Genomic DNA, 23077 nt, shown 5'->3' on the forward strand with positions numbered 1-23077 from the left:
TGACGGGGCTTTTTCATCGCGCAACGGTGCCCCGAACGATCACCAACCGATGTCTGTCATGCGTGCCCTGATTGCCCCCCTGGTTCTTGCCCCTCTCCTCGCCACCCCGGCCCTCGCCCGTGACCCGGTGCTCGCCCCGCCCATCGACTGTGTGTTAGGCCAGTCCTGTTACATCCAGAATTACGTCGATGCCGATCCCGGCCCCGGTGCCGCCGATTTCACCTGCGGCACGCTGAGTTACGACGGTCACAAGGGCACGGATTTCGCCCTCCCCGTCACCCTCGACATGTGGCAGGGCGTCGATGTCCTCGCCTCCGCCCCCGGCACGGTGAAGGCCATTCGCGACGGCATGGAGGATGTTCCCCAAGGCAGCGAGGGGGCGCCCGACGTCACCGGCAAGGAATGCGGCAATGGTGTGGTGATCGACCATGGCGACGGCTGGAGCACGCAATATTGCCACATGATGAACGGCACCATCGCGGTTCAGCAAGGCCAGCGTGTCGGGGCTTCCACCGTTCTGGGACAGGTCGGCCTCTCCGGCATGACCGAATTCCCTCATGTTCACCTCGCCCTGCGCCACAATGGCAAGGTCATCGATCCGTTCAACCCCACAGGGCTGATTGCCTGCGGCGAAGAGGCCATGTTGAACGGCACGCTCTGGGACCGCGACATGGTCTATCACGCGGGCGGCCTGCTGACCCTCGGCCTTGACACCAAGGTGCCGGATTACGAGAGCGTCAAGGCGGGAACGGCGGGCCACGACCCGCTCGGTTCCGACAGCCCCGCGCTTGTGGTTTTCGGCTTCGGCTATGGCACGTTGCAAGGCGACATTCTTCGGATGAGCATTTTCGGCCCCGAGGGCGAGGTCATCAGCCACGACGCCCTCCTCGACAAGGATCAGGCCCGCATGTTCCGCGCCGTCGGGCGCAAATCTCCGGGCGCGTGGCCCATAGGCGGCTATACCGCCACGGTGCAACTGATCCGCAAGGGCGCAGAGATCGACCACCTCGAAGAGCGCTTTCGCATTGATAAGTGAAATTATTTCTCGGTCAGCTTCAACTCGATCCGACGGTTCTGCGCCAAGGCCTCGGGGCTGCCCCCCACCGCAATCGGCTGATATTCCCCGAATCCCGCCGCCACGAGACGTGACGGATCAAAGCCCAGATCGTTGACCATGTAGCGCACCACGGCGAGCGCGCGGGCCTGAGACAGCTCCCAGTTGTCACGATATTCTCCGGTCCCCGACAGCGGCGTCTTGTCGGTGTGGCCATCGACGCGAATGACCCAGTCGATCTCGGGCGGGATCTCCGCCGCCACCTCGGACAGGATGCGTGCCACCCGCGCGATCTGCGTCTTGCCCAGAGGCCCCAGCTCGGCAGAGGCCGGTTCGAACAGAATCTCGGAGGAGAACACGAACCGGTCCCCGACGATTTTCACCCCTTCACGATCGCCAAGAATTTGCCGCATCCGCCCGAAAAACTCCGAACGATAGCTCTGAAGGCTTTTCGCCTCCTCCTCCAACCGTTTGCGCTCCGCCTCTTCCAAAGCGGCCCGCGCCCGTTCTTCGGCGGCGACCTGCGCCAAAGCGGCGTTGAGCCGTTGGGTCAGGCTGTCGATCTGAACCTCGTTCTCCGTATCTGCCGCCGTGCGCACATCCAGCGTCGATTGCAGCGCCGACAATTGCTCTCGCATCTGTGCCACTTGCGCATTCAGAAGCGCCAGCTTGCGTTCGCCCTCCGCCGATTTCGCCTCTTCGTCGATCAGAGCCGCCTGTGCGGTCGCCAAAAGCGCCGCCTGTTTGTCGCGATCCGACACATCGCTGTCGAGTTCGGCCTGCAACTTGTCCCGCGCCGTGCGCGCCGCCGCCAGAAGCGTCAAAGTCTCCTCGGCCTGCTTGCGCGCCTCCTCCAAGGCCAAAGTCATCGCGGTCAGCTCATCGTCCGATCCGGCCATCCGCTCCTGCAAGGCCTTCAACGCCGCCGCAGCGGCCAGCCGGTCTTTCTCCGATTGAGAAAGCTGTTCCTGCGCCGCCGCCAAAGCCGCCTGCCGTTCGTTCGTTTCCGTCTTCAACTGCGCCACCAAAGCGTCCAGCGCCTCACGCCGCGCCGCCGCCAAACGCGCCTCTTCCTCCGCTGCGTCGATCTCGTCGCGCGCCTTTGCCAGTGCAAGCTGCGCGGCCTCCTGATCCGTGATCAACTGCGCCTTCGCCGACTCCAGATCCTCGATCTGTGCGGCCAGTTGCGCGCCTTCGGTCAGTGCTGCATCGCGCTCGGCCAACAGGCTTGCCACCTGCGCTTCGAACGAGGCGATCCGTCCGGTCAGCACGGCATTCTCGCCCTGCAAGCCCTCGATGGTCGCGGTCTGAGCCTTGGCCCGGGCCTGCACATCCGACAGCGTCGCCTGCAACGTACCGATCTGGGTCTCAAGCCCGAGGCTCTTCTGTTGTTCCAGCCCAAGCGCGGTGGCCAGCGCGTTCAATTCGCCGGTCAGGGCATCAAGCTCGTGTTCCTGCCCGGAAATCTGGTCGCGCAGCATGGATTGCACCACCATGAAGATGGTCAGAACGAACATCAGCACCAGCAAAAGCGCCGTCATCGCATCGACAAACCCCGGCCAGATCGAGCCAGACATGCGATGGGAGGAGCGGCGCAGAACGGCCATGGGCTATTCGCCCAATCCGCGCAGTACGCGGGTCAGCTCGGCCAGTTCGGAGCGCAGTTCGGAGACGCTTTCCTGACGCCCCGCCGAGAGTTCCTCGAGAATGCGCAGAAGTTGCACGTCAATCGAGCGCAACCGCATGCGGGCCTCGGCGTCGAACGGCTCTTCCTCTGTCGCGAACCGGCTCTCCATCACCCCGATCAACCGCTCCTGCCCCTCGGCGATCCGTCCGAGCAGAGGCGCCGCGCCGCTGTCCGCATCCATTTGCAACACCAGCCGGTCCATTGAGGAGACCAGTTGTTCCAGACGGTTGTCGACCGCGACACGGGCGGCGTCAGAGCGGGTGAACATCTCCTGCAACTGTTGCATCTGCTCGCTCATGTAATCGAGCACCGCGACCGCCCCCGACATCTCGCCCTCGCCCACATCCGAGGCAAAGCCGATGCGGGTGATGGTGGACATCCACTCTTCCAACTCGCGGTAGAACCGGTTCTGACCATGGGTCGCGAACAGTTCGAGCATACCGACAACCAGCGACCCCGCGAGCCCCAGAAGCGAGGAGGCAAAGGCCGTCCCCATACCGCCGAGCTGGCTTTCCAGCCCGCCCATGAGCTGGCCCAAAACATCGCTCGCGCCTTCTCCCTCAGAGGGCGACAGCGAACGGATGGTATCGACCAGCGCCGGAACGGTGGTGGCGAGGCCATAGAAGGTCCCGAGAAGACCTAGGAAAATCAGCAGGTTGGCAATGTAACGCGTGATGTCGCGCGCCTCATCGATACGGGTCGCGACCGAATCGAGGATGGAGCGCGAGGAGCTTGCCGAGATTTGCGAATGCGCGCCGCGACCGCGCAGCAACGCAGCCAAAGGCGCGAGCAAACGTGGGGCCGCCTTGCCCGGAACATTCGGGCGCTGGCCGGTGAAGCGTTCGATCCAGTTCACAGAAGCCACGAGTTGCGCCACCTGCCAGAAACACGACAGGATACCGATGAAGAACACCACGGCGATAAAGAAGTTGAGATAGAGATTGGCAAAAAACACCGGTCCAACCCGCGGCAGAGCCATGACAAGCCCGGCCACGACCAGCCCCAGCACGACGATCATCAGCGTGATCTGGCGCACGGGTTGGGAAAAGAATTTCAGCTCGGCCTGACGCTTTTCAGCCTGCGGTTTAGCCTGACGCTTTCGCGTGTGATCGGGTTGGTCCATCGACGTCCTGACCCCTTGACGGTTCGTGCTCACGATAGGGGCTCTAAAGCCCTCTGCCAACACGCGATTTCGTGTCCGGACGTTTCCTTACGTTTTAAGCCGATGCCGGACCATCTCGGAAAGCTCTGTCAGCTCAAGATCTTCCATTCCGAGCTGGGCCAGATGCTCGGCGGTCGAGAAAAGATAGTCGCAATTCGGCCCCCGCCCGCCACAGGCGCCGGCGATCACCTCGGCCTGTCGCTCAAGGCTCAAGGGCCCGGTGTATTGCACATGTGCCGGGTCGACCACATAGGCCAGTGCCGGAACATCGCGCCCATCCGACAGGGTCAACACCACCTCGTGTTCGAGATAGGCCGAAGACACAAGCTCGCGTTCGCGCAACTCCGCCAGGGCCTGTTCCGCCACCTCCGGCCCGACGCGAAATGCCAGCCCCTGACAGGAGGCCCCCGCCTCCGCATCGAGCGCCAAAACCAGCCCCGGCACCTCGGGCGAGCCGCGATGGTGGATCGACCACATGCAAAAGGACCGCGCGTACCCGGAAAGCACCGCAGGCAGACGCTCGACGAACGCAAATCCAGGACTCCACATCAGGGAGCCATAGCCAAAGACCCAAAACCCTTCGCGCAGGTCCACATGCACAAGCGCGTGATCCGCCGCATCATAGGAGGACATCGCCCTCTCTCCTCTTTTCAGCTCCGCCTCCCCCCGTTAAACACGGGCCATCCGGGAAAGAAAAGACGGGACCCCAAGATGCGCAAACTGATCTGGCTCGTGCTGGCCGTGTTCATTCTCTATTCCGGCTATTGGATCATCGGTGCGCGCGGCACGGAACACGCGATTGCCGCCTGGATCGACGCCCGCGCCAGTGAGGGTTGGCAGGCGGAAACCGTCGAAGTCAAAACTCGTGGTTTCCCGGCCCGTTTCGACACCGCGATCATGGAGCCGCGTCTGGCCGATCCGCGGACCGGCGTGGCGCTTTCGACGCCCAAAATCGAAATCCTGAGCCAGAGCTTCCGCCCGACCCGGTTTACCCTGCACATGGCGCCGGAGTTGACGCTGGCCTCCCCCTATCAGCGCCTCGACCTCACCCAGGATTCGGCGGAGGCGCAATTGTTCGTCGATCCCGGCCCGAACCTGACGCTCGATCATGCCTCCGTGGCGATCGACGGGTTGAAACTCCTGTCGACCGCGACCTGGGGCGTGACGCTCGACAGTGCGCAGGTGGCCTCTCAACGGCGCGCCGACGACGCGTTGACCCATGACATCACTCTGAATGCCCAAGGTTTCGCACCCACAGGTGGTCTGGTCGAAGATCTGGACCCCAAGGGGCTTTTGTCGGACCGCTTCGAAGAGCTCGACCTCAAAATGACCGCGAGTTTCGACAGCCCCTGGGACATTCACGCCCTCGAAGGTCCGCGCCCGCAGCCGACCCATATCGACGTCGAGAATTTCTCGGCCCATTGGGGAGAGCTGAAACTCAAGCTCACCGGTGCCTTCGACGTCGACAAGCGCGGCTATCCCGTCGGCAAGGTGGCGGTGAAGGCGGAGAACTGGCGCGAGATGATCGAGCTGGCGATTGCCACCGGCGCGATCCCGGAGAACATGAGCAATCTGGCGCTCCGCGGCGGCGAGATGTTGGCCGGGCTGTCGGGGCGCAAGGATACGATTGACGCGGAGCTGAACCTGAAAGATGGGATGATCACGCTCGGGTTCATCCCTCTGGGGCCTGCACCGCGCATTGTCATCCGCTGAGGTCTCGCCCCTCTCGCATGGACCTTAGGGGCACACCTTGATGAGGCAAATCATATTCCCGAAATGAAACGGCTCCCCAAAAGGGAGCCGTCGCTTTTCCGCCAACGGAGGTCGTACTCAGCCGCCTTTTTTTCCGCGTCCGAAATCCGGCGCGTCCGTGTCCTGCCCCGCCTCGATGATGCCGCGACGGATGGCGCGGGTGCGGGTGAAATAGTCATGCAGCGTGTCGCCATCGCCGGTGCGGATCGCCCGTTGCAGGGCGAAAAGCTCTTCGGTAAAACGCCCGAGAATTTCCAGCGCCGCCTCCTTGTTGGTCAGGAACACGTCGCGCCACATGGTCGGGTCGGAGGCCGCGATGCGGGTGAAATCCCGGAACCCTGCGGCGGAGAATTTGATCACCTCCTGATCGGTCACCCGGCGCAGATCGTCGGCGACACCCACCATCGTATAGGCGATCAGGTGCGGCACATGGGACACCACGGCGCAGACAATGTCATGGTGCTCCGGGTCCATCCGCTCGATGTTGGCGCCAAGGGCGGACCAGAAATCCTCGAGCTTCTTGACCTCGCCCTCGTTCGCGCCCTCGGGCGGCACGATCAGGCACCAACGGTTGTCGAACAGCTCGGCAAAACCAGACCGGGGCCCGGAATGCTCCGTCCCCGCCATCGGGTGGGTGCCGATGAAATGAGCACCCTCGGGGATATGCGGCATGACGGCGTCCAGCACGGATTTCTTCACCGAGCCGACATCGGTCACCACCGCGCCGGGTTTCAGCGCCGGGGCAATCTCCGCCATCACCGGCCCCATCGCGCCGACAGGCACGGCGAGCACGATCAGATCGGCGTCTTTCACCGCCTCGGTCGCGGTGTCGCAAACCCGGTCCACTAGGCCGATCTCGCGCGCCGTGTCACGCGTGGCCTGAGAACGGGCATAGCCCGTGATCTCGCCCGCCACGCCCGCGCGACGCATCGCCAAGGACATCGAACCCGCGATCAGGCCCAGCCCGATCAGTGCGACACGGTTGTAGATCACCCCGGACGCAGCTTCAGACACAGTTTCAGACACCGGCCTGTTCCCCTTTGAACTGACCGATCACATGGGCAACACGGCGGCAAGAGGCCTCGTCGCCAACGGTGATCCGCAGGCAGTTCGGAAGACCATAGCCTCCGACCCGACGCACGATGATGCCCTGAGATTTCAGGAACTCGTCACAGGCCTCCGCCTCCGCCTGATCGGTGAACCGTGCCAGGACAAAGTTCGCACAGGAGGTGTCGGACGGAATGCCCAGCTCCATCAGCGCCTCGGCAAGCCAGGCCCGCAGCCGGGTGTTGTCCTCGCGGCATTTTTCCACCCAGTCGCGGTCCTTGACGGCGGCTTCGGCCGCGGCCAGTTGCGCCTCCGAGAGGTTGAACGGCCCGCGCACACGGTTCAGCACGTCGATGATGTCCTTGGGACCGTAGCCCCAGCCGACACGCACCCCGCCCAGACCGTAGATCTTGGAAAAGGTCCGCGTCATCACCACATTGTCACGCGCCTCGACCAGTGCCGCCCCCCCGTCGAAGCCCTCGACGAACTCGGCATAGGCACCATCGAGCACCAGAAGCACCTGCGGCGGCAGGTTGGCGGCGAGATGCGCGATGTCGCGCTGGCCGATCATCGTACCTGTCGGGTTCGCCGGGTTGGCGATGAACACAAGCTTCGTGCGCTCGGTGCAGGCTTCGAGAATGGCGTCCACATCCACAACGCGCTCGCGCTCGGGCACGCAGACCGGCGTCGCCCCTGCGGCACGCGCGGAGATTTTGTACATGGAAAAGCCGTGCTCGGTGTAGATCACCTCATCGCCCACACCGGCGTAGGCCTGGCAGAGGAAGTGGATGATCTCGTCCGAGCCGACACCACAGATGATGCGCTCCGGGTCGAGCCCGTGCACATCGCCGATCGCCTTGCGCAGACTGCTGTGATCGGTGTTCGGATAGCGATGGAGGGTGTGAACCGCCTTGGCAAAGGCTGCCTTCGCGCTTTCCGGCGCGCCGAACGGGTTTTCGTTCGACGACAGCTTGATCACATTTTCGACGCCCTGCACATGGCTCGCCCCGCTCTGATACAGAGCGATGTCGAGGATGCCGGGTTGCGGTTCGATCAAACGGGTCATGGGTCCACTCGCTTAGAATTTACCCGCTCCTCTTAGCGCCGCGTGCCGGACTTTGCCAGCGGCATGAGCAGCACAGACGCAGTTGTTGCGCGCGCGCTTCGGTTTCCACGCGATCACAGGCCTAGGCGACCGCGCCCGCCGCCGGTTTCCACCGAAACCCCGCACGTAGGATGCCGTGATCGTTGGTGCCCGTGGCCTTGTGGTCCTCGATGTTGAGGTGGTCGTTGTCCACCGTCATTTCGTCGAAGGCCCAGAGCCGCCGCTTCGAGTGATCGTAGAACTCCTGCGAAAACAGGATGTGATCAAGGCTCTCACGTTCCTTCTTGAAGACATGGGTGTAATAGACATCCCGTGTCGAGCGATATTCCTGAAGCGTCTGCGCGGTATAAAGCGCATTGTCGCCACCGCCTTCCGACAGACCCGTCAGGTATTGCGGCTGCTCCGTGAGGATGTTGAGCGTGTTCGACAGCTTGCCGTCATTCATGTCGCCGATCACCACCACGGGCGTGTTCGTGCCCTTGGTGAGATTGGTGATGATCATCCTGAGCGCCGTCGCCTCCGCCGTGCGCCGGATGGTCGACACGGCATAGCCCAGCGCGTTGAGGTGATCCTTGTGCAGATCCGCCTCGTACCACTCCTCGCGCCAAAGCTCCGTCGGGCGACGGGATTTGAAATGCGCAACAAAGACATGGATCACCGGCGTGTCCGGATGCGGCTGTACCGTAAAATGCAGGACGGGCCGCGAAAACGTCGTGAGCGCCACGGCGATGCGGTCCTGCTGCGGGTCGTCACCGCCGGAGGCCAGCACCATGTCCTCGGGGAAATCGACGATCCATTCCGGCTCATCAACAAGGAGATCCATGCGCACCATCCCGGCGCAGACGATACGATTGCCCGGATGACCGGGCGGCACCAGCGCCCGATGTGTCGCATCCAGCCCCGCCATCTGCATCGCCTCCCGGAGCGCCTCCCCGGCCCAGAGTTCCTGAAACCCGACGACATCGGCGGCGATCCGTTTCAACACCGCTCCGGTGTAGAAAATCTTCGCCTCGTATTGTTCCTCGGTCCAGCGCGACCCGGAATACATCGCCACGCCCGGCGATTGCAGATTGTAGAGATTGAAAGACCCAAACGAAATATCACGCGCCGCCATATCACAGCCTCCTGAAATACCCGTCTCAGCATAGCACGAAAGGGGATTCGGATCAGGCCGGGTTTTCCTGGCCTTGGCACGCCAAAGCAAAAGGCCGCCCCGAGGGACGGCCTTTCGAAAATCTTCGATCTTCGGCTCAGATCAGTTCTGAGCGTAGAATTCGATGACGAGGTTCGGTTCCATCTGCACAGCGTAGGGCACATCGGAGAGGCCCGGGGTGCGCACGAAGGTCGCGGTCATTTTGTTGTGGTCGACGTCGAGGTAATCCGGAACGTCACGCTCGGTCAGAGCCACAGCTTCGAGCACGGTGGCGAGCTGTTTGGATTTCGCACGGACCTCGATCACGTCACCCTCTTTCACGCGGTAGGAGGGGATGTTCACGCGCTCACCGTTCACGAGCACATGGCCGTGGTTCACGAACTGACGGGCCGCGAAGATGGTCGGCACGAATTTCGCACGGTAGACGACGGCGTCGAGACGGCGCTCGAGCAGGCCGATGAGAAGCTCACCGGTATCGCCACGCTGACGCTCGGCGTCGGCGAAGATGCGGCGGAATTGTTTCTCGGTCAGGTCGCCGTAGTAGCCTTTCAGCTTCTGTTTGGCGCGGAGCTGCAGACCGAAGTCGGACAGCTTGCCCTTGCGGCGCTGACCGTGCTGGCCCGGGCCATATTCACGACGGTTGACCGGGGACTTCGGACGGCCCCAGATGTTTTCGCCCATGCGGCGGTCGATTTTGTACTTGGCAGACGTGCGTTTGGTCACGGCTGATCTCCTTCTGAATATTTCGAAGGGCGTTGTCCTCTCCCCGGACGGTCTGAGCCGCACCCCGGGTTGACAGGGTTCCTCTTGCGAGGGCCACCAACACCAATGAATAACCCGGCGCACATCGCTGCACACCGGATGGCGGGCTTATACAGCCGCGCGCCCCGGTGTCAAGCGTCACAGCGCGATTTCAGGCCACATTGTGCAAGAGGATCGCCGCTTCCGCCGCCGACAGGGTCCGGCGCGCCGCCGGGCCGTAATCGCCCGGCTGATCCGCGAGATGCGGGAAACGCTCCAGGAGACGGGCGCGCTGCTCTTCTTCGACCATCGCGAGATCGGTGAAGCCCGGATGGTAGCTTTCGGTCTCCAACCCGTTGGCAAAGATCACCTCATGGGCGTCGAACAACAGATGGATATACTCCACCGCGCGCAGGTGCCGCTCCACGGTGATCGAGCGGTCGTTGACCAGATCGCGCGCCGCCACCAGCACTTCGTCGGCATTGAACAGATCCCGCGCGGCTGGTCCGCGCAACAGCATCCGGTGGTTCGGCGACACAATGAGATCCTCATCCGGTTGCCCCATACCGAGGGCATCGGCCCGGAACCGGATCGGGCGCAGTTGCGGCAGGGCATAGAGCCGCGCACCGGACATATGGCGCTGCCCGATCCAGCGCAGCTTCTGCACGCCGTTGTCCTTGGTCTGCACCGCATCGCCCTCGCGCAGGGCCTCGACCGCGCGCGGCCCTTGCGGCGTCAAAACTTTCGTCCCGGAGGTAAAGCAAATCACGCCACCGGGGCGGCTTTCCTCGGCATCGCGCGCACTCGCAACATGGGTCGAGACCACCCAGAGATCGGTATCCGATGGCGGCACTTCCCCCACGAACATCAGAAGCGGCGCGCCGAGATGCGGCGTGTCGATCAGGGTGATCTCATAGCGCTTGAGCCCGTCGGTGACGTCGAATCCGCCATCGAACAGACGCCCGCGCGCCTCCTTGTCCTGATAGATCGGGACATCCGCCACAGCGGCCCCGATCAGTCGGCGCACGGATTGAGCCGCACGCTGGTGCAGCTCCGCCCGCCCGATTGCCCCGTCGAGCACATAGACATCGCGCGCACCGTCGACACAGACCGCCTCGCCCGTCCAGCGCCAGGAAGCGCCCACGTTCAATGCGGTCAGCGGCGCATTGGACAGCCCGTCGAGCTCTCCTTGCGTCCACGCGATGACAAACGTGCCGGAATAGCCCGTTCTCATTGCCTGTATAGCCTGCCAAATTCTTTTTATTACGCACAGGCTAGCACAGGCGAATCGCTCTGTTAACGGCTTTTCGAACGTTTTGTCGCGTTTCGCAAAAATGTCGCGACATCCGCGTCTCCACGGCCCCCGTCAGACGACGCTGACCTCCGCCACCGCCGCCGCCAGCGCCGCAATCCCCGGCTCGGGCGCAAGACAGACCATCAGCCCGCGCTTGCCGCCGTTCATCACCACCGGGGCCTCGACTGAAATCACCGTCGCATCGAACACCACCGGCACGCGCTTTTTCTGGCCGAAAGGGCTGATACCGCCGGTGTGAAACCCGGTCAGCCGTTCGGCCTTCACCGGCTCCATCATCTTCGCCGTTTTGCCCTTGAGCGCCGCAGCGACCTTCTTCATCGACAGCGACCGATCCGAGGGGATCACCGCGCAGGCCGGTTTGCCGTCGACCTCGAGCATCAGCGTCTTGAACACCCGCGCCGCCTGCCAGCCGATCGCCTCCGCTGCCTGCAACCCGATGGGCCCATCGCCCCCGCCATAGTCGTATTCGAACAGATCATAGGCAATCCCTGCCTTGTCGAGAAAGCGCGTGGCCGGAGTTGCTGTGCTCATCGGGGATCTCCTTTTACCCTGCCCTCTATAGACCAAGGCCTCACGCGGGCAAACCGCAAGCCCCCGCCCGCGTGAGGCCTTTCTCGGGAGCCATGCCTCGAACGCATGACGGGACTGCCATTTGGGCATCTGTTTTCACAAATCGCCCGACATATATGCGCACGAGAATAAATGCTGCACATTTTTGATGCGGTTTGAAAACTTTATCTCAAGGACCGACAAACATGACGACCCTGTCCCACACCCTCGCGCCGAGCTCCGCCTCCGGCACCAAAGGGTTCGGCGCTGGCCTGTTCGGCAAGCTTGCCGCGTACCGCCACGCCGCCAAGACCCTCAAGGCGCTCGAAGCGCTGTCCGACCGCGAACTCGCCGACATCGGCCTGAACCGCTCGGACATCACCGATGTGGCCTATGGCCGGATGACCCGCGCCTGATCGCATAGCATCAGAGCTATCGAAAACGCGCCCCCGGACCACCGGCGGGCGCGTTTTCTTTTATGGCCTTCACTGCGCCAAATAACTTGACAGATTAACTCAGGCATTATAGCCCCATCGCAACGCAAGCGCCCGCGCGGCAGCCAGCCCGACACCGCATCTTGGGAAACGGGGCTTGCCGATGATCCTTTCAGTTCTCTGCATGACAACCGGCACAGGGCTCGCCCCGCGCCGCCCCCTCTCCCGTTCCGTTGCCAGGGTCGTCTGACCCAAGCCAGCGCGCGGGGTGGTCCTTCGTGTCCCGCGCGCGTCCACCCATCACGTGAGGCCTCGCCATGAACAAACCGCTCACCGCAGAAGACATCCGCGCCGCGAAATCCGCCAACACCGGCAAGCGCGACCGCGATCTCGCCGACAGTCTCGGCATTTCCGAAGCCGAACTGGTGGCCGCCCATGTCGGGACGACGCCGGGCATGACCGTCACCCGGATTGACGCCCATCCCGACGCGGTCATGCCCCGCCTCACCGCTCTGGGCGAGGTCATGGCGCTGACCCGCAACGCCTCCTGTGTGCACGAACGCGTCGGCACCTTCGAGACCTACAAATCCGGCCCGCATGCTTCCATGGTGCTCGGCAAGGAGATCGACACACGGATTTTCCCGAAGTTCTGGACCTTCGGCTTCGCCATCGAAAACGAAACCGAAAAAGGCATCCGCCGCACGCTGCAATTCTTCGACGCCTCGGGCGATGCCTTGCAGAAAATCTTCCTGCGCGACGGCTCAAACCACGATGCCTGGCAACCGCTTGTCGATGTGCTGGCGCTCGAGGACCAGTCGCCGGAGATCGCAGTCGAACCGCGCCAGCCCACGGAGGGCGCAAAGATCAACGCGGACAAGCGCGACATCCTTGTCGAGGAATGGGCGCGCATGACCGACACCCATCAGTTCAATCGGCTGGCCGCGAAACTCGGCATGAACCGCCTCGGTGCCTATCGTCTCGCCGGTGCGCCCTTCGTGCGCAAGATCAAGCCCGAGGCCGTCGCGGATTTCCTCGACGCTGTTTCCGCCGCACATCAGAAGGTTGTGCTCTTTGTCGGCAATCGCGGCAATATCCAGATCCACTGGGGCACGCTCGACACGATCAAACCCATGGGACCATGGCTCAACGTGCTCGATCCGCGCTTCAACCTGCATCTGCGCGGCGATCATCTGGCCGAGGTCTATGTCGTCGACAAGCCGACGAAGCGCGGCCCCGCAGTCTCGCTTGAGGCGTTCGACGCCGACGGCGGGCTGATCTTCCAGTGCTTCGGCCAGCGCGAGAATGACGACGACGATCTGGCCCAATGGCATCAGATTCTTGCCGATCTGCCGGAGGCGTAAATGAAGCCCCTCCTTCTGAGCGCCGCCCTCCTCCTGCCGCTCTCTGCCCACGCCCAGAGCTACCCGGAAGCGACCTCCATCGTCGCCATCGGCGGCCCGGTGACCGAGATCGTCTATGCTCTGGGTGAAGGTGATCGGCTGGTTGCCCGCGACACCACCTCGCAATTTCCGCCTGAGGCCGAGGCCCTGCCCGATGTCGGCTATATGCGACAACTGTCGGCCGAGGGCGTGCTTTCCGTCGGCCCCGATCTGATCCTCACCCGTGACACCGCCGGTCCGCCCGAAGTGCTCGACCAGCTCCGCGCCGCCTCGATCCCCTTGGTGCCGGTCAAGGACGGGTTCTCCGAAGCCTCCGTCATTGCGGCGATCCACACGGTCGGCGAAGCGCTTGGCGTCCCCGCCAAGGCCGACAGCCTCGCCACCGAAATCGAGACGCAATTCGACAGCCTCGACCAGGCCCGCACCGAAGCGGGCACCCCGCCCCGCGTGCTCTTCATCCTGTCCAATCAGGGCGGGCGTCTGAATGTGGCGGGCGACGGCACCGGCGCGGATGGGATCATCGCGCTCACGGGGGCAGAAAACGTCATGTCCGGCGCGTTTCAGGGCTACAAGATCATGAGCGACGAGGCGATCATCGCCGCTGCCCCCGATGTCGTCCTGATGATGGACAGCACCGGCCAGAGCGAGCATGACGCCAACAAGAGCGATATTCTCGACCTGCCCGCCCTGTCGCAAACGCCCGCCGGACAAAACCACGCTTTCGTTCAGGTCGCCCCCGCCGCTCTCGGCTTCGGTCCGCGCACCGCGCATTTCGCCACCGAGTTGCACAACGCGCTCTGGGCTGCGGCGGAGTAACCCATGGCCATCGTGGAGACCCGAAGCGCCCCCCTCGCGGGCGACCGTCGCGACAAGGCGCGTTTTCTGCGCCTCGTGCTTATGGCGCTCCTTGCCCTGACCATGCTTTTGGGCCTCGGATGGGGCGCTGCGGGCGACACCGATGTGATCGGCGCGCTCATGGCCAAGGCCGGGATCGGCGAAGCCTCTTTGCGCGACATGACCATCGTCTGGGACATCCGCATGCCGCGCGTCCTCACGGGCGCGCTGGTCGGTGCGGCCCTGGCTGTGGCCGGTGCAGTCATGCAGGGCCTGTTCCGCAACCCGCTCGCCGATCCCGGCCTTGTCGGGGTTTCGGCAGGTGCGGGCTTTGGCGCCGTGGCGGCCATCGTGCTGGGCGGGCTTCTGCCGCTCGCGTTGCAAAATCTCGTCGGCGCCTATCTCGTACCGGTCGCGGCCTTCCTCGGCGGCTGGATTTCCACCCTCGTACTTTACAAGATCGCCACCCGCGGCGGGCGCACCTCGGTCGCCACCATGCTCCTCGCGGGCATTGCCCTCGGGGCGCTCACCGGTGCGTTGACCGGTTTCATCGTCTACAAGGCGACCGACGATCAGCTTCGTGACCTGACCTTCTGGGGCATGGGCTCGGTGGCGGGCGCGACATGGGCCAAGCTCCTGACCGCCGGGCCGATCATTGCGCTTGCCCTCCTCGCCGCCCCGTTCCTCGCCCGCGCCCTCGATGCGCTCGCCTTGGGCGAGGCCGTCGCAAGCCACATGGGCATCGACACCCAGCGGATGAAGCGCATCGCGATTCTTTCCGTCGCGGGATCGGTCGGGGCCTCGGTCGCGATCACCGGCGGCATCGGCTTCATCGGCATCGTCGTGCCGCATCTGCTGCGCCTTCTCCAAGGCCCGGAACATCGCAATCTCCTGCCCAATGCCGCGCTTCTCGGAGCCATCACGCTGCTGATCGCCGACATGATCTCGCGTGTGGCCGTCGCCCCCGCCGAACTGCCCATTGGCATCGTCACCGCCTGTCTCGGCGGGCCGTTCTTCCTCTGGATCCTGTTGAAAAACCGCGCCCTTCTGGAGAGCTGAGATGATCACAGCCACCGACATCACCGTCCGCTTCGACGCCCGTACCATCCTTGATCGGGTCAGCTTCGCCGCCGCCCCCGGTGAAGTCACCGCCATCGTCGGCCCGAACGGCTCCGGCAAGACCACGCTCCTGCGCGCCATCACCGGCGAACAGGCGTTCGAGGGCGAGGTCGCGCTCGACGGCGTGCCGCTCTCGCATCTCTCCCCGCTCGATCTGGCGCAGCGTCGTGCGGTCCTGCCGCAATCGGGCAGCGTCGCCTTTCCCTTCACCGTTCTCGAACTCGTGCGCCTCGGTCTCACCGCCGGGCTGGCGACGGGACGTACAGAGGGTTTGGAACACCTGCCCCGCACCGCGCTGGCCCGCGTCGGGCTTGAAGGCTTCGAGGGTCGGATGGTGCAGGAACTCTCGGGCGGCGAAAGACAACGCGCCCAGCTCGCCCGCGTTCTGGTGCAAATCTGGGAGCCCGTTCTCGACGGCCATCCCCGCTGGCTCATTCTCGACGAGCCGGTTTCCGCACTCGACATCGGCCATCAACTTGCCGTGATGGAGCTGGCCCGCGATTACGCCAAACGCGGCGGCGGGGTGATCGCAGTGATGCACGATCTGAACCTCACCGCCATGTTCGCGGATCGCGTCACGCTTCTCGGCAGCGGACAGGTTCAGGCCGAAGGCACGCCCAAGGACGTCTTCACCGACCACCGTCTGTCGGCCTGTTACGGCTGCGCTTTGCGCACCAACACGCCGCCGCCGACCGGGGGGCCGTGGATTTTGCCGCAGGCCTCTCAGTTCTCTCTGTAGGCGTCACATATAAGGCCACTTCACAGAGGCGGCCTTTTGATATGTTTCATTAATTTCAAACGATTAATCATCACACTGCGGCGATGATCGGCTCCCAGACCATTTCCTCGAACGCCTCGCGGAAGGCGAATTTCTTGAGATGCAGGTCGATGATCGCACGGGCATGCCCCATGCCCGCATCGTCCTTGGCCGAGAGCCGCACCGTCAGTCCGGTTTCGGTCGCCTCAAGCGTCGCCGGTCCCGGCGGAAGCGCTGCACGCCCCTCGGTCGGCGTATAGGCGACCTCCACCTTATGGGCGAAATGCTTGCAAAGCTGTTGCAGATATTTGGACGCATGCGGCGTCTCGAAACGACCGATCTGGATGTGCATGAGGTTCTCCTAGTTTTTCTGTCAGATTACGGGTTGCAGCCCGGTCGCGCAATAACCTATGAAAACAATCAAGAATGGACCCCTGAGTCCCGCACATAGGAGAAACGCATGTCCCGCACCTTGTTGAAAGCCGCCCTTCTGGCGGTCATGGCCACCGCTGCGCAGGCCGAAGACGTCACCATCGACACCGCGACCGGCCCTGCCACCGTGCCACACGCGCCGAAAACCGTCGCCGTCTACGACATGGGCGCACTCGACATGCTCGACGCGCTCGGCGTCGAGGGCATCTCTGCCACCTCCAGCACATTCCTGCCCTATCTTTCCGAGTACCAAAGCGACATCGGCACCCTGTTCGAACCGGATTTCGAAGCGCTCAACGCGCTGGCGCCGGAGCTCATCATCGCGGGCGGGCGCTCCGCAACCCAGGTGGATGCGCTGGCGAAACTCGCCCCAACCATCGACATGACCATGTGGGGCGACAATCTTCTGGATCAGACCCGCGCCCGGCTCGCGACCTATGGCGCGCTCTTCGACAAGCAGAACGAGGCCGCAGCCCTGACCGCCAAGCTCGACGACGAGATCGCCGCCACCGAGGCCGCCGTTCGGGACAAGGGCACGGCCCTTCTGATCCTGACCAATGGCGGCAAACTGTCCGCCTATGGCGCGGGCGGGCGGTTTGGCTGGATTCACAGCGAGATCGGTCTGCCGGAGGCCGTCGCCGGCCTGACAGATACCTCGCATGGCGAATCCGTCTCCTTCGAATTCATCCGCGAGGCCGACCCGGACTGGATTCTGGTTCTCGACCGCGTCGCAGCCATTGGCGGCGAGGGCGAAAGCGCGCAGGCGACGCTCGACAACCCGATCATCGCCGACACCAAGGCCGCGAAAGCCGGGCATATCGTCTATCTGAACGCTGGCGGCATCTACATCGCGGGCGGCGGCATCCAATCCACGCTCGAGACCCTCGACATCATCAAAACGGCGTTCGGCGACGCCTCGTGAGCCGCAAGACCCTCGTCCTCGCCACTCTGGCGGTCCTCGCCCTCGTGAGTTTGCTCACGGGGGTGTCGTCGTTGCGCGGAGGCGACCTCTGGCTTCTTTTCGTCAGCCGCATTCCCCGCACCGCCGCCGCCCTTCTGGCGGGGGCGGGCCTCGCCGTCGCGGGTGTCATCATGCAGATGCTGAGCCGCAACCGCTTCGTCGAACCGGCCACCGCGGGCACCGGTCAGGCCGCCGCTCTCGGTCTGGTGGCGATCACGCTTGTCCTGCCCGGCGCGGCGATCTGGCTCAAGATGACCGCCTCGACTGCCACCGCTCTGATCGGCACCGCAGGCTTCCTCGCCATCGTCCGCCGCCTCCCGCGGCGCGATCCGCTCATGGTGCCGCTCACCGGTATCGTCTATGGCGGCATTCTGGGCGCGCTCACGACCTTTCTCGCCTATGAACGCGACCTGCTGCAATATATCGACATCTGGATGACCGGCGAGTTTTCCGGCGTCATGCTCGGGCGTTACGAATTCCTTTGGTTCGGCGGCGCGCTGACCCTAGCGGCCTATCTCTATGCCGACCGTTTCACCATCGCGGGGCTGGGCGAAGAGGCCAGCACATCGCTCGGCCTCGATCATCGCCAGATCATGGCGCTGGGGCTGGCCATCGTCTCGATCATCACCGCGATCACAGTCGTCACCGTCGGCATGATTCCTTTCGTCGGCCTTGTCGTGCCCAACATCGTCGCCCGGATCATGGGCGAAAACCTGCGCGCCACCCTGCCCGTCGTGGCCGCCAGCGGTGCGGGGCTGGTCCTGGCCTGCGATATTCTGTCCCGCATCATCCGCTACCCGTTCGAAGTGCCCGTCGGCACGGTTCTGGGCGTTCTGGGCGCGGCAATTTTCCTTTGGCTTCTGAACGGGAGAGCCGCCCGTGGTTAAGACCCGTTTCCTGCCGCTCGGCCTGCTCTTCGCGCTGTCCGTCTTGGCCTTCATGACACTTGGCGCGCGCGGCAACTGGGATTTCGTCCTGCCGTTTCGCGGCATGAAGCTTCTGGCGCTGGTGACCATCGCCACCGCCGTCGCGCTCTCGACCATGGTGTTCCAAACGCTCACGGCCAACCGCATTCTCACCCCCTCGATCATGGGATTCGATGCGCTCTACCTGATGCTGCAAACCGGGCTGGTGTTCTTTCTCGGCGGCTTCGGCTTTGCGACCCTCGACCCGACGCTGAAATTCATCCTCGAGACCGCACTGATGCTCACCGCCGCGCTCCTTCTCTTCGGCGCGGTGCTGCGCAATGCCGCCGATCTGAGCCGCATGGTCCTCACCGGGTTGATCCTCGGCGTGCTCTTCCGAAGCCTCACCGCCCTGATCAACCGCCTGATCGACCCCTCGGAATTCTCGGTGGTTCAGCAGGCGAGCTTTGCCCGCTTCAACGCCGTCAATGCCGACCTGACATGGATCGCCACCGGCATCACGCTCGCCGTCTTCCTCTGGCTGATGCGCCAGCACCGTGCGCTCGACGTGATCTCATTGGGACGCGAGGCGGCGATCAACCTTGGCGTCGATCACGACCGCGCCACAAAGCGCCTTCTGGTGGCGGTTGCCCTGCTGGTCTCCGTCTCCACCGCGCTTGTCGGCCCCATCGTCTTCTTCGGCCTGCTGGTCTCCGCGCTCACCCATCGCCTGATCGGCACCTGGCGACACGCCGCGCTTTTGCCCGCCTCCGCCCTGACCGCCGCAACCGTGCTGGTCGCAAGCCAGACCCTGTTCGAACGCGCGCTGCGCCTGCAAACCTCGGTCTCCGTGGTGATCGAAGCGCTTGGCGGGCTGGTCTTTCTCTTTCTCATCCTGCATCGGAGGCCCCGATGATCGAAACCCGCTCGCTCTCCGTTCATCTGACCGAGACGCCCATCCTGCACGACGTGACGGTCAAAATGCCTCTGGGCAAAATGACCGCCCTTGTCGGCCCGAACGGCGCCGGGAAATCGACGCTTCTCTCCGCGATGGGGCGTCTGATCAAGCTCGAACATGGCGAGGTGCTGCTCGATGGCAAACCGCTCTCCGCCTACCCACCCAAGACCCTCGCCAGGCATCTCGCCATCCTTCGGCAGGACAGCCAGATCACCCCACGCCTCACCGTGCGCGACCTTGTGGGTTTCGGGCGTTACCCTCATAGCCACGGCCGCCCCGGCCCGGCGGACGTCGAAGCGATCGAAACGGCCATCGCGCGGCTCGATCTGAAAGACTTCGCCGACCGGTTCCTCGACACGCTCTCCGGCGGCCAGCGCCAGCGCGCGCTCATTGCCATGGTTCTGGCACAGGACACCGACGTGCTTCTGCTCGACGAACCGCTGAACAACCTCGACATTGTCCATGCCCGCACCGTCATGCGTGTCGCCCGCGAAGAGGCGGACAAGGGCAAGACCGTCGTCGTGGTGCTCCATGACCTCTCCGTTGCCGCCGCCCATGCCGAACATGTGGTCGCGCTCAAGGCCGGGCGTCTGCATTCCGAAGGCGCGCCCGACACGGTTCTGACCCGCGACAACCTTTCCGATCTCTACGACACCGAGGTGCAGGTGATCGAGGCGGAAGGGCGGCGCATCGTGCTGACTGTCTGAGTGCTGACCGTCTGACCTGCGCGCGTGTGTCCGATGGACAATCCCGTGCCAAGCCCCGAGAGTGACACGGCACAAACCATCCCCCGGAGCACGCCCAGAGGCCCCCATGACCCGCATTCTCTTCGACCTTGACGGCACGCTGATCGACAGCGTGCCCGACATCCACGCCATGGCCAACAGGCTGCTGGATCAGGAGGGCAAACCCACTGTGTCTCTCGCCGAGGTGCGCAGTTTCGTCGGCAGTGGCGCAAAAGTGCTGATCGAGCGTCTGCGCGCCGCGCGCGGCATCCCCGACAGCGAACAGGATCGTCTGCACCAGACTTTTCTCGGGCTTTACACCGAGGCCGTGCACCTGACCCAGCCCTATCCGGGTGTGATCGACGCGCTCTCGACGCTCAAAGCCACCGGTCATCGACTTGGCATCGCCACCAACAAACCCGAGAACGCCGCCCGCGCGGTGCTCGATCACCTCGCGCTCATGCCGTTTTTCGACGTGATGATTGGTGGTGACAGCCTCGCCACGCACAAACCCGATCCGCTGATGCTGACCGAGGGCTATGCCCGGCTGGGCGACGGGCCGATGCTGTTCGTCGGCGACAGCGAGATCGACGCCGCCGCCGCCAGGAACGCCGGAGTGCCCTTCCTGCTGTTCACCGAAGGATACAGACAAGCCCCCGCAGAGACGCTGGGGGCCTTGGCAATGTTCTCGGACTATATGGAACTGCCCCGGCTGGTTATGTAGCACCCCCGCGACATGACCGCTCCAAGACGGAAAAACTGTTTCCTTTCAATATGGCCTATCACAACGGCATAGCATATTGACTCACAGCTTCAGAAAACGGCCTTCACGTTCGGACCAGGGATTGTGTCGTCGTCATCCGCGCGACACCGGCTTCAACGCTGGTGATCCGGAGGTTATCAAAAGACGGGCCTGACGATCCGGCGAGGAGCGCCCGGCCATATCAAACGAGCCACCGTTCGCTGAAGCGTTTCGCCATCGTGGACCTCGAATGGATGCACCACGGACCGTTGAGATGGACCGTGGTTCGGATCGGGTGTGGCCTCGCAAGTGACAGTCGAAGCCGGGAAGGGTCATCCCCCTTTGCCAAGAAATTCTACCAATTCCGCAAATCGAATCGTTCACCGCGTTTCCCCTCCGCGCCCCTTGGCGAGATGCCCCCATCGCCTTGAGCGGCCTATTCCATCACCGTTTCCTTACGGTTTCGCCGAGATAACATATTGAATTGGGACTGAACCTTGCAGCCTGTCGGCGGATCTCAGCCCGTCGTGGTGCGGCGACGCGCCGAAAGGTCGGTTCTATGCTACCGTCTCATAGCGACGACCCCAGACGAGATTTGTGAAAACGGCCTATTCGTTGACGCCTTCGGTGCCAGCGGCTGGTGACGTGCACGCGGATATTGAGGACACCCGGGTTTGCTGAAGCCGACGAAATGTTCTGACCATGACAAGACGGCCAAGCCCATGCTGCGCGCGGCCGAATATGTGCGCATGTCCACCGACCACCAACGATACTCGACCGAGAACCAGACCGAGGCGATCAAGGACTATGCCGCGCGCCGCGGCATGGAAATCGTGCGGACCTATGCCGATGAGGGCAAGAGCGGCTTGCGCATCGAGGGCCGCGACGCGCTCAAGGCGCTGATCGAGACCGTGACCTCCGGCCAGGCCGATTTCGAGGCGATCCTGGTCTATGACGTCAGTCGCTGGGGGCGGTTCCTGGACGCCGACGAGAGCGCCTATTACGAATATGTCTGTCGCCGTTCCGGGATCGACGTGCATTACTGTGTCGAGCCGTTCGAGAATGACGGCGGCCCCGTCGCGACCATCGTCAAGAGCGTCAAACGCGCCATGGCCGGCGAATACAGCCGGGAGCTGTCAAACAAGGTCTTTGCGGGCCAGTGCCGCCTGATCGAGAAAGGGTTTCGACAAGGCGGCCCCGCTGGATTTGGCCTGCGCCGCCTTCTGATCGACCAGAATGGCGTGCCGAAAGGGGTGCTTGCCCGGGGCGAGCACAAGAGTCTGCAAACCGATCGCGTCATCCTCGTTCCCGGCCCCGAGGACGAGGTCGCCATCGTGCGCGGCATCTACCGCGACTTTGTCGAAAAGGACCGAACTGAGGCGCAGATCGCCGAAGGACTGAACGCACAAGGCATCCTGACCGACCTCGGCCGGGCCTGGACGCGCGGCACGGTTCATCAAGTGCTGATCAACGAAAAATACATCGGGACGAATGTCTGGAACCGGGTGTCGTTCAAGCTCAAGAAAACCCGTGTGCGCAACGATCCGGCAACCTGGCTGCGCGCGCCGAACAGTTTTCCGGCACTTGTCTCCCCTGACCAGTTCGAAGCGGCCACCCGGGCCATTGCGGCCCGTTCCATGGGCTTGTCCGACGGCGCGATGCTCGATGCGCTGGGGCGCCTTTTATCTCGACACGGTGTCCTGTCCGGCCTGATCATCAACGAGGCTGAGGACCTGCCGTCGAGCAGCGCCTACGTCAATCGGTTCGGAAGCCTGCTGCGTGCTTACAGTCTGGTCGGCTATCACCCCCGTCGGGACTACCGCTATATCGAGATCAACAGGCGCTTGCGCGACATGCACCCAGAGATCATCGGCGAGGTCATGGACGGCATTCGCAAGGCCGGTGGACGCGTCGCCACGACCGGTTCGGGATGTCTTTGCCTCAACGGGGAACTGTCCCTGTCGCTCGTGATCGCCCGTTGCACCCAGACACCGGCGGGCTCGTTGCGCTGGCGAATCCGGTTCGACACCGGCCTTGTGCCCGATATCTCGGTCGTGATCCGGATGGATCTGCGCAACAGGCGCCCGCTCGACTACTTCCTGTTTCCCCTCATCGACATCGGCATGGGCCAGATCCGCCTCGGGGAAGACAACGGCCTTGCGCTGGACGCTTTCCGATCAGAAACGCTTGCGCCGCTTTTCACATTGGCGGCGCGACAGAGACTAGGGGAGGTCGCCTGATGAAC

23 protein-coding genes are annotated in these 23077 nt (G+C 63.6%); 13 read left to right on the forward strand and 10 right to left on the reverse strand.

Going from position 1 to position 23077, the window contains the following annotated elements; translation table 11 throughout:
* Positions 1–58 precede the first annotated feature (58 nt).
* Positions 59–1036, forward strand: a complete 978-nt coding sequence (locus CEW89_RS09290; protein WP_096807184.1) for a M23 family metallopeptidase — start codon at positions 59–61, stop codon at positions 1034–1036.
* 2 nt (positions 1037–1038) lie between these two features.
* On the opposite strand, the gene CEW89_RS09295 is transcribed toward CEW89_RS09290, so the two are convergent.
* From CEW89_RS09295 to CEW89_RS09305, 3 genes are all read right to left on the reverse strand, one after another.
* On the reverse strand, positions 1039–2661 hold the full coding sequence (locus CEW89_RS09295) for a peptidoglycan -binding protein (RefSeq protein ID WP_096805706.1): 1623 nt from the start codon (positions 2659–2661) through the stop codon (positions 1039–1041).
* A gap of 3 nt (positions 2662–2664) precedes the next feature.
* Complete coding sequence (locus CEW89_RS09300) at positions 2665–3864, reverse strand: biopolymer transporter ExbB (RefSeq protein WP_244906184.1); 1200 nt, start codon at positions 3862–3864, stop codon at positions 2665–2667.
* 87 nt (positions 3865–3951) lie between these two features.
* Positions 3952–4536: a gamma-glutamylcyclotransferase gene (locus CEW89_RS09305; protein WP_096807186.1), complete on the reverse strand. Its 585-nt coding sequence runs from the start codon at positions 4534–4536 to the stop codon at positions 3952–3954.
* A gap of 78 nt (positions 4537–4614) precedes the next feature.
* Here CEW89_RS09305 and CEW89_RS09310 point away from each other — a divergent pair, with 78 nt between their 5' ends.
* A complete protein-coding gene (locus tag CEW89_RS09310; RefSeq protein ID WP_157779814.1) occupies positions 4615–5616 on the forward strand; it encodes a DUF2125 domain-containing protein in 1002 nt (333 codons plus the stop codon).
* Positions 5617–5733: 117 nt separating this feature from the next.
* On the opposite strand, the gene CEW89_RS09315 is transcribed toward CEW89_RS09310, so the two are convergent.
* From CEW89_RS09315 to CEW89_RS09340, 6 genes are all read right to left on the reverse strand, one after another.
* Positions 5734–6597: a prephenate/arogenate dehydrogenase family protein gene (locus CEW89_RS09315; RefSeq protein WP_244906204.1), complete on the reverse strand. Its 864-nt coding sequence runs from the start codon at positions 6595–6597 to the stop codon at positions 5734–5736.
* A 76-nt stretch (positions 6598–6673) separates the two neighbouring features.
* Entirely contained in the window at positions 6674–7768 is a 1095-nt protein-coding gene (gene hisC / locus CEW89_RS09320) for a histidinol-phosphate transaminase (RefSeq protein WP_096805708.1), read from the reverse strand.
* Between the two features lie 121 nt (positions 7769–7889).
* Positions 7890–8921, reverse strand: a complete 1032-nt coding sequence (locus CEW89_RS09325) for an endonuclease/exonuclease/phosphatase family protein (protein WP_066705170.1) — start codon at positions 8919–8921, stop codon at positions 7890–7892.
* A gap of 141 nt (positions 8922–9062) precedes the next feature.
* On the reverse strand, positions 9063–9683 hold the full coding sequence (gene rpsD, locus CEW89_RS09330; RefSeq protein WP_066705172.1) for a 30S ribosomal protein S4: 621 nt from the start codon (positions 9681–9683) through the stop codon (positions 9063–9065).
* 190 nt (positions 9684–9873) lie between these two features.
* The gene (locus tag CEW89_RS09335; protein WP_096805709.1) at positions 9874–10935 is read right to left on the reverse strand and encodes a Hint domain-containing protein; all 1062 of its coding nucleotides are present in this window, start codon (positions 10933–10935) and stop codon (positions 9874–9876) included.
* A gap of 132 nt (positions 10936–11067) precedes the next feature.
* On the reverse strand, positions 11068–11547 hold the full coding sequence (locus tag CEW89_RS09340; RefSeq protein WP_096805710.1) for an aminoacyl-tRNA deacylase: 480 nt from the start codon (positions 11545–11547) through the stop codon (positions 11068–11070).
* A gap of 224 nt (positions 11548–11771) precedes the next feature.
* Between CEW89_RS09340 and CEW89_RS09345 the strand changes: the two genes are divergently transcribed.
* From CEW89_RS09345 to CEW89_RS09365, 5 genes are all read left to right on the forward strand, one after another.
* A complete protein-coding gene (locus CEW89_RS09345; protein WP_066705178.1) occupies positions 11772–11981 on the forward strand; it encodes a DUF1127 domain-containing protein in 210 nt (69 codons plus the stop codon).
* A gap of 335 nt (positions 11982–12316) precedes the next feature.
* On the forward strand, positions 12317–13360 hold the full coding sequence (locus tag CEW89_RS09350; protein WP_096805711.1) for a hemin-degrading factor: 1044 nt from the start codon (positions 12317–12319) through the stop codon (positions 13358–13360).
* Positions 13361–14215: a heme/hemin ABC transporter substrate-binding protein gene (locus tag CEW89_RS09355; protein ID WP_096805712.1), complete on the forward strand. Its 855-nt coding sequence runs from the start codon at positions 13361–13363 to the stop codon at positions 14213–14215. It begins immediately after the preceding gene.
* Between the two features lie 3 nt (positions 14216–14218).
* On the forward strand, positions 14219–15292 hold the full coding sequence (locus tag CEW89_RS09360) for a FecCD family ABC transporter permease (RefSeq protein ID WP_096805713.1): 1074 nt from the start codon (positions 14219–14221) through the stop codon (positions 15290–15292).
* Position 15293: 1 nt separating this feature from the next.
* Positions 15294–16091 (forward strand): heme ABC transporter ATP-binding protein, encoded by a 798-nt coding sequence (locus CEW89_RS09365; protein WP_096805714.1) that lies wholly within the window; start codon positions 15294–15296, stop codon positions 16089–16091.
* Positions 16092–16161: 70 nt separating this feature from the next.
* On the opposite strand, the gene CEW89_RS09370 is transcribed toward CEW89_RS09365, so the two are convergent.
* Positions 16162–16461: a DUF2218 domain-containing protein gene (locus CEW89_RS09370; RefSeq protein WP_096805715.1), complete on the reverse strand. Its 300-nt coding sequence runs from the start codon at positions 16459–16461 to the stop codon at positions 16162–16164.
* Between the two features lie 108 nt (positions 16462–16569).
* On the opposite strand from CEW89_RS09370, the gene CEW89_RS09375 reads away from it, so the two are divergent.
* The 6 genes from CEW89_RS09375 to CEW89_RS09400 all read left to right on the forward strand — a co-directional run bounded on the left by CEW89_RS09375 (position 16570) and on the right by CEW89_RS09400 (position 23072).
* Entirely contained in the window at positions 16570–17463 is an 894-nt protein-coding gene (locus CEW89_RS09375) for a siderophore ABC transporter substrate-binding protein (RefSeq protein ID WP_066705192.1), read from the forward strand.
* Positions 17460–18389, forward strand: a complete 930-nt coding sequence (locus tag CEW89_RS09380) for an ABC transporter permease (RefSeq protein ID WP_066705194.1) — start codon at positions 17460–17462, stop codon at positions 18387–18389. The genes CEW89_RS09375 and CEW89_RS09380 overlap by 4 nt, the downstream gene beginning before the upstream one ends.
* Positions 18382–19323 carry an iron chelate uptake ABC transporter family permease subunit gene (locus CEW89_RS09385; protein WP_244906185.1) on the forward strand — a complete coding sequence of 314 codons (942 nt, stop codon included), beginning with the start codon at positions 18382–18384 and terminating at the stop codon, positions 19321–19323. The genes CEW89_RS09380 and CEW89_RS09385 overlap by 8 nt, the downstream gene beginning before the upstream one ends.
* A complete protein-coding gene (locus CEW89_RS09390) occupies positions 19320–20072 on the forward strand; it encodes an ATP-binding cassette domain-containing protein (RefSeq protein ID WP_096805716.1) in 753 nt (250 codons plus the stop codon). Before CEW89_RS09385 ends, CEW89_RS09390 begins: the two co-directional genes overlap by 4 nt.
* Before the next feature lie 106 nt (positions 20073–20178).
* A complete protein-coding gene (gene gph, locus CEW89_RS09395) occupies positions 20179–20814 on the forward strand; it encodes a phosphoglycolate phosphatase (RefSeq protein WP_066705200.1) in 636 nt (211 codons plus the stop codon).
* A gap of 740 nt (positions 20815–21554) precedes the next feature.
* A complete protein-coding gene (locus CEW89_RS09400; RefSeq protein WP_280522636.1) occupies positions 21555–23072 on the forward strand; it encodes a recombinase family protein in 1518 nt (505 codons plus the stop codon).
* Positions 23073–23077: the final 5 nt, after the last annotated feature.

Origin of the sequence: Celeribacter ethanolicus (assembly GCF_002407265.1) — a bacterium.
Lineage (GTDB): Bacteria > Pseudomonadota > Alphaproteobacteria > Rhodobacterales > Rhodobacteraceae > Celeribacter > Celeribacter ethanolicus.

Bases quoted from the DNA above. Each gene is read 5' to 3' on its own strand.
- CEW89_RS09290 (WP_096807184.1), top strand. From the start codon at position 59: ATGCGTGCCCTGATTGCCCCCCTGGTTCTTGCCCCTCTCCTCGCCACC.
- CEW89_RS09295 (WP_096805706.1), bottom strand. From the start codon at position 2,661: ATGGCCGTTCTGCGCCGCTCCTCCCATCGCATGTCTGGCTCGATCTGG.
- CEW89_RS09300 (WP_244906184.1), bottom strand. From the start codon at position 3,864: ATGGACCAACCCGATCACACGCGAAAGCGTCAGGCTAAACCGCAGGCT.
- CEW89_RS09305 (WP_096807186.1), bottom strand. From the start codon at position 4,536: ATGTCCTCCTATGATGCGGCGGATCACGCGCTTGTGCATGTGGACCTG.
- CEW89_RS09310 (WP_157779814.1), top strand. From the start codon at position 4,615: ATGCGCAAACTGATCTGGCTCGTGCTGGCCGTGTTCATTCTCTATTCC.
- CEW89_RS09315 (WP_244906204.1), bottom strand. From the start codon at position 6,597: ATGTCCTTGGCGATGCGTCGCGCGGGCGTGGCGGGCGAGATCACGGGC.
- hisC (WP_096805708.1), bottom strand. From the start codon at position 7,768: ATGACCCGTTTGATCGAACCGCAACCCGGCATCCTCGACATCGCTCTG.
- CEW89_RS09325 (WP_066705170.1), bottom strand. From the start codon at position 8,921: ATGGCGGCGCGTGATATTTCGTTTGGGTCTTTCAATCTCTACAATCTG.
- CEW89_RS09335 (WP_096805709.1), bottom strand. From the start codon at position 10,935: ATGAGAACGGGCTATTCCGGCACGTTTGTCATCGCGTGGACGCAAGGA.
- CEW89_RS09340 (WP_096805710.1), bottom strand. From the start codon at position 11,547: ATGAGCACAGCAACTCCGGCCACGCGCTTTCTCGACAAGGCAGGGATT.
- CEW89_RS09345 (WP_066705178.1), top strand. From the start codon at position 11,772: ATGACGACCCTGTCCCACACCCTCGCGCCGAGCTCCGCCTCCGGCACC.
- CEW89_RS09350 (WP_096805711.1), top strand. From the start codon at position 12,317: ATGAACAAACCGCTCACCGCAGAAGACATCCGCGCCGCGAAATCCGCC.
- CEW89_RS09355 (WP_096805712.1), top strand. From the start codon at position 13,361: ATGAAGCCCCTCCTTCTGAGCGCCGCCCTCCTCCTGCCGCTCTCTGCC.
- CEW89_RS09360 (WP_096805713.1), top strand. From the start codon at position 14,219: ATGGCCATCGTGGAGACCCGAAGCGCCCCCCTCGCGGGCGACCGTCGC.
- CEW89_RS09365 (WP_096805714.1), top strand. From the start codon at position 15,294: ATGATCACAGCCACCGACATCACCGTCCGCTTCGACGCCCGTACCATC.
- CEW89_RS09370 (WP_096805715.1), bottom strand. From the start codon at position 16,461: ATGCACATCCAGATCGGTCGTTTCGAGACGCCGCATGCGTCCAAATAT.
- CEW89_RS09375 (WP_066705192.1), top strand. From the start codon at position 16,570: ATGTCCCGCACCTTGTTGAAAGCCGCCCTTCTGGCGGTCATGGCCACC.
- CEW89_RS09390 (WP_096805716.1), top strand. From the start codon at position 19,320: ATGATCGAAACCCGCTCGCTCTCCGTTCATCTGACCGAGACGCCCATC.
- gph (WP_066705200.1), top strand. From the start codon at position 20,179: ATGACCCGCATTCTCTTCGACCTTGACGGCACGCTGATCGACAGCGTG.
- CEW89_RS09400 (WP_280522636.1), top strand. From the start codon at position 21,555: ATGCTGCGCGCGGCCGAATATGTGCGCATGTCCACCGACCACCAACGA.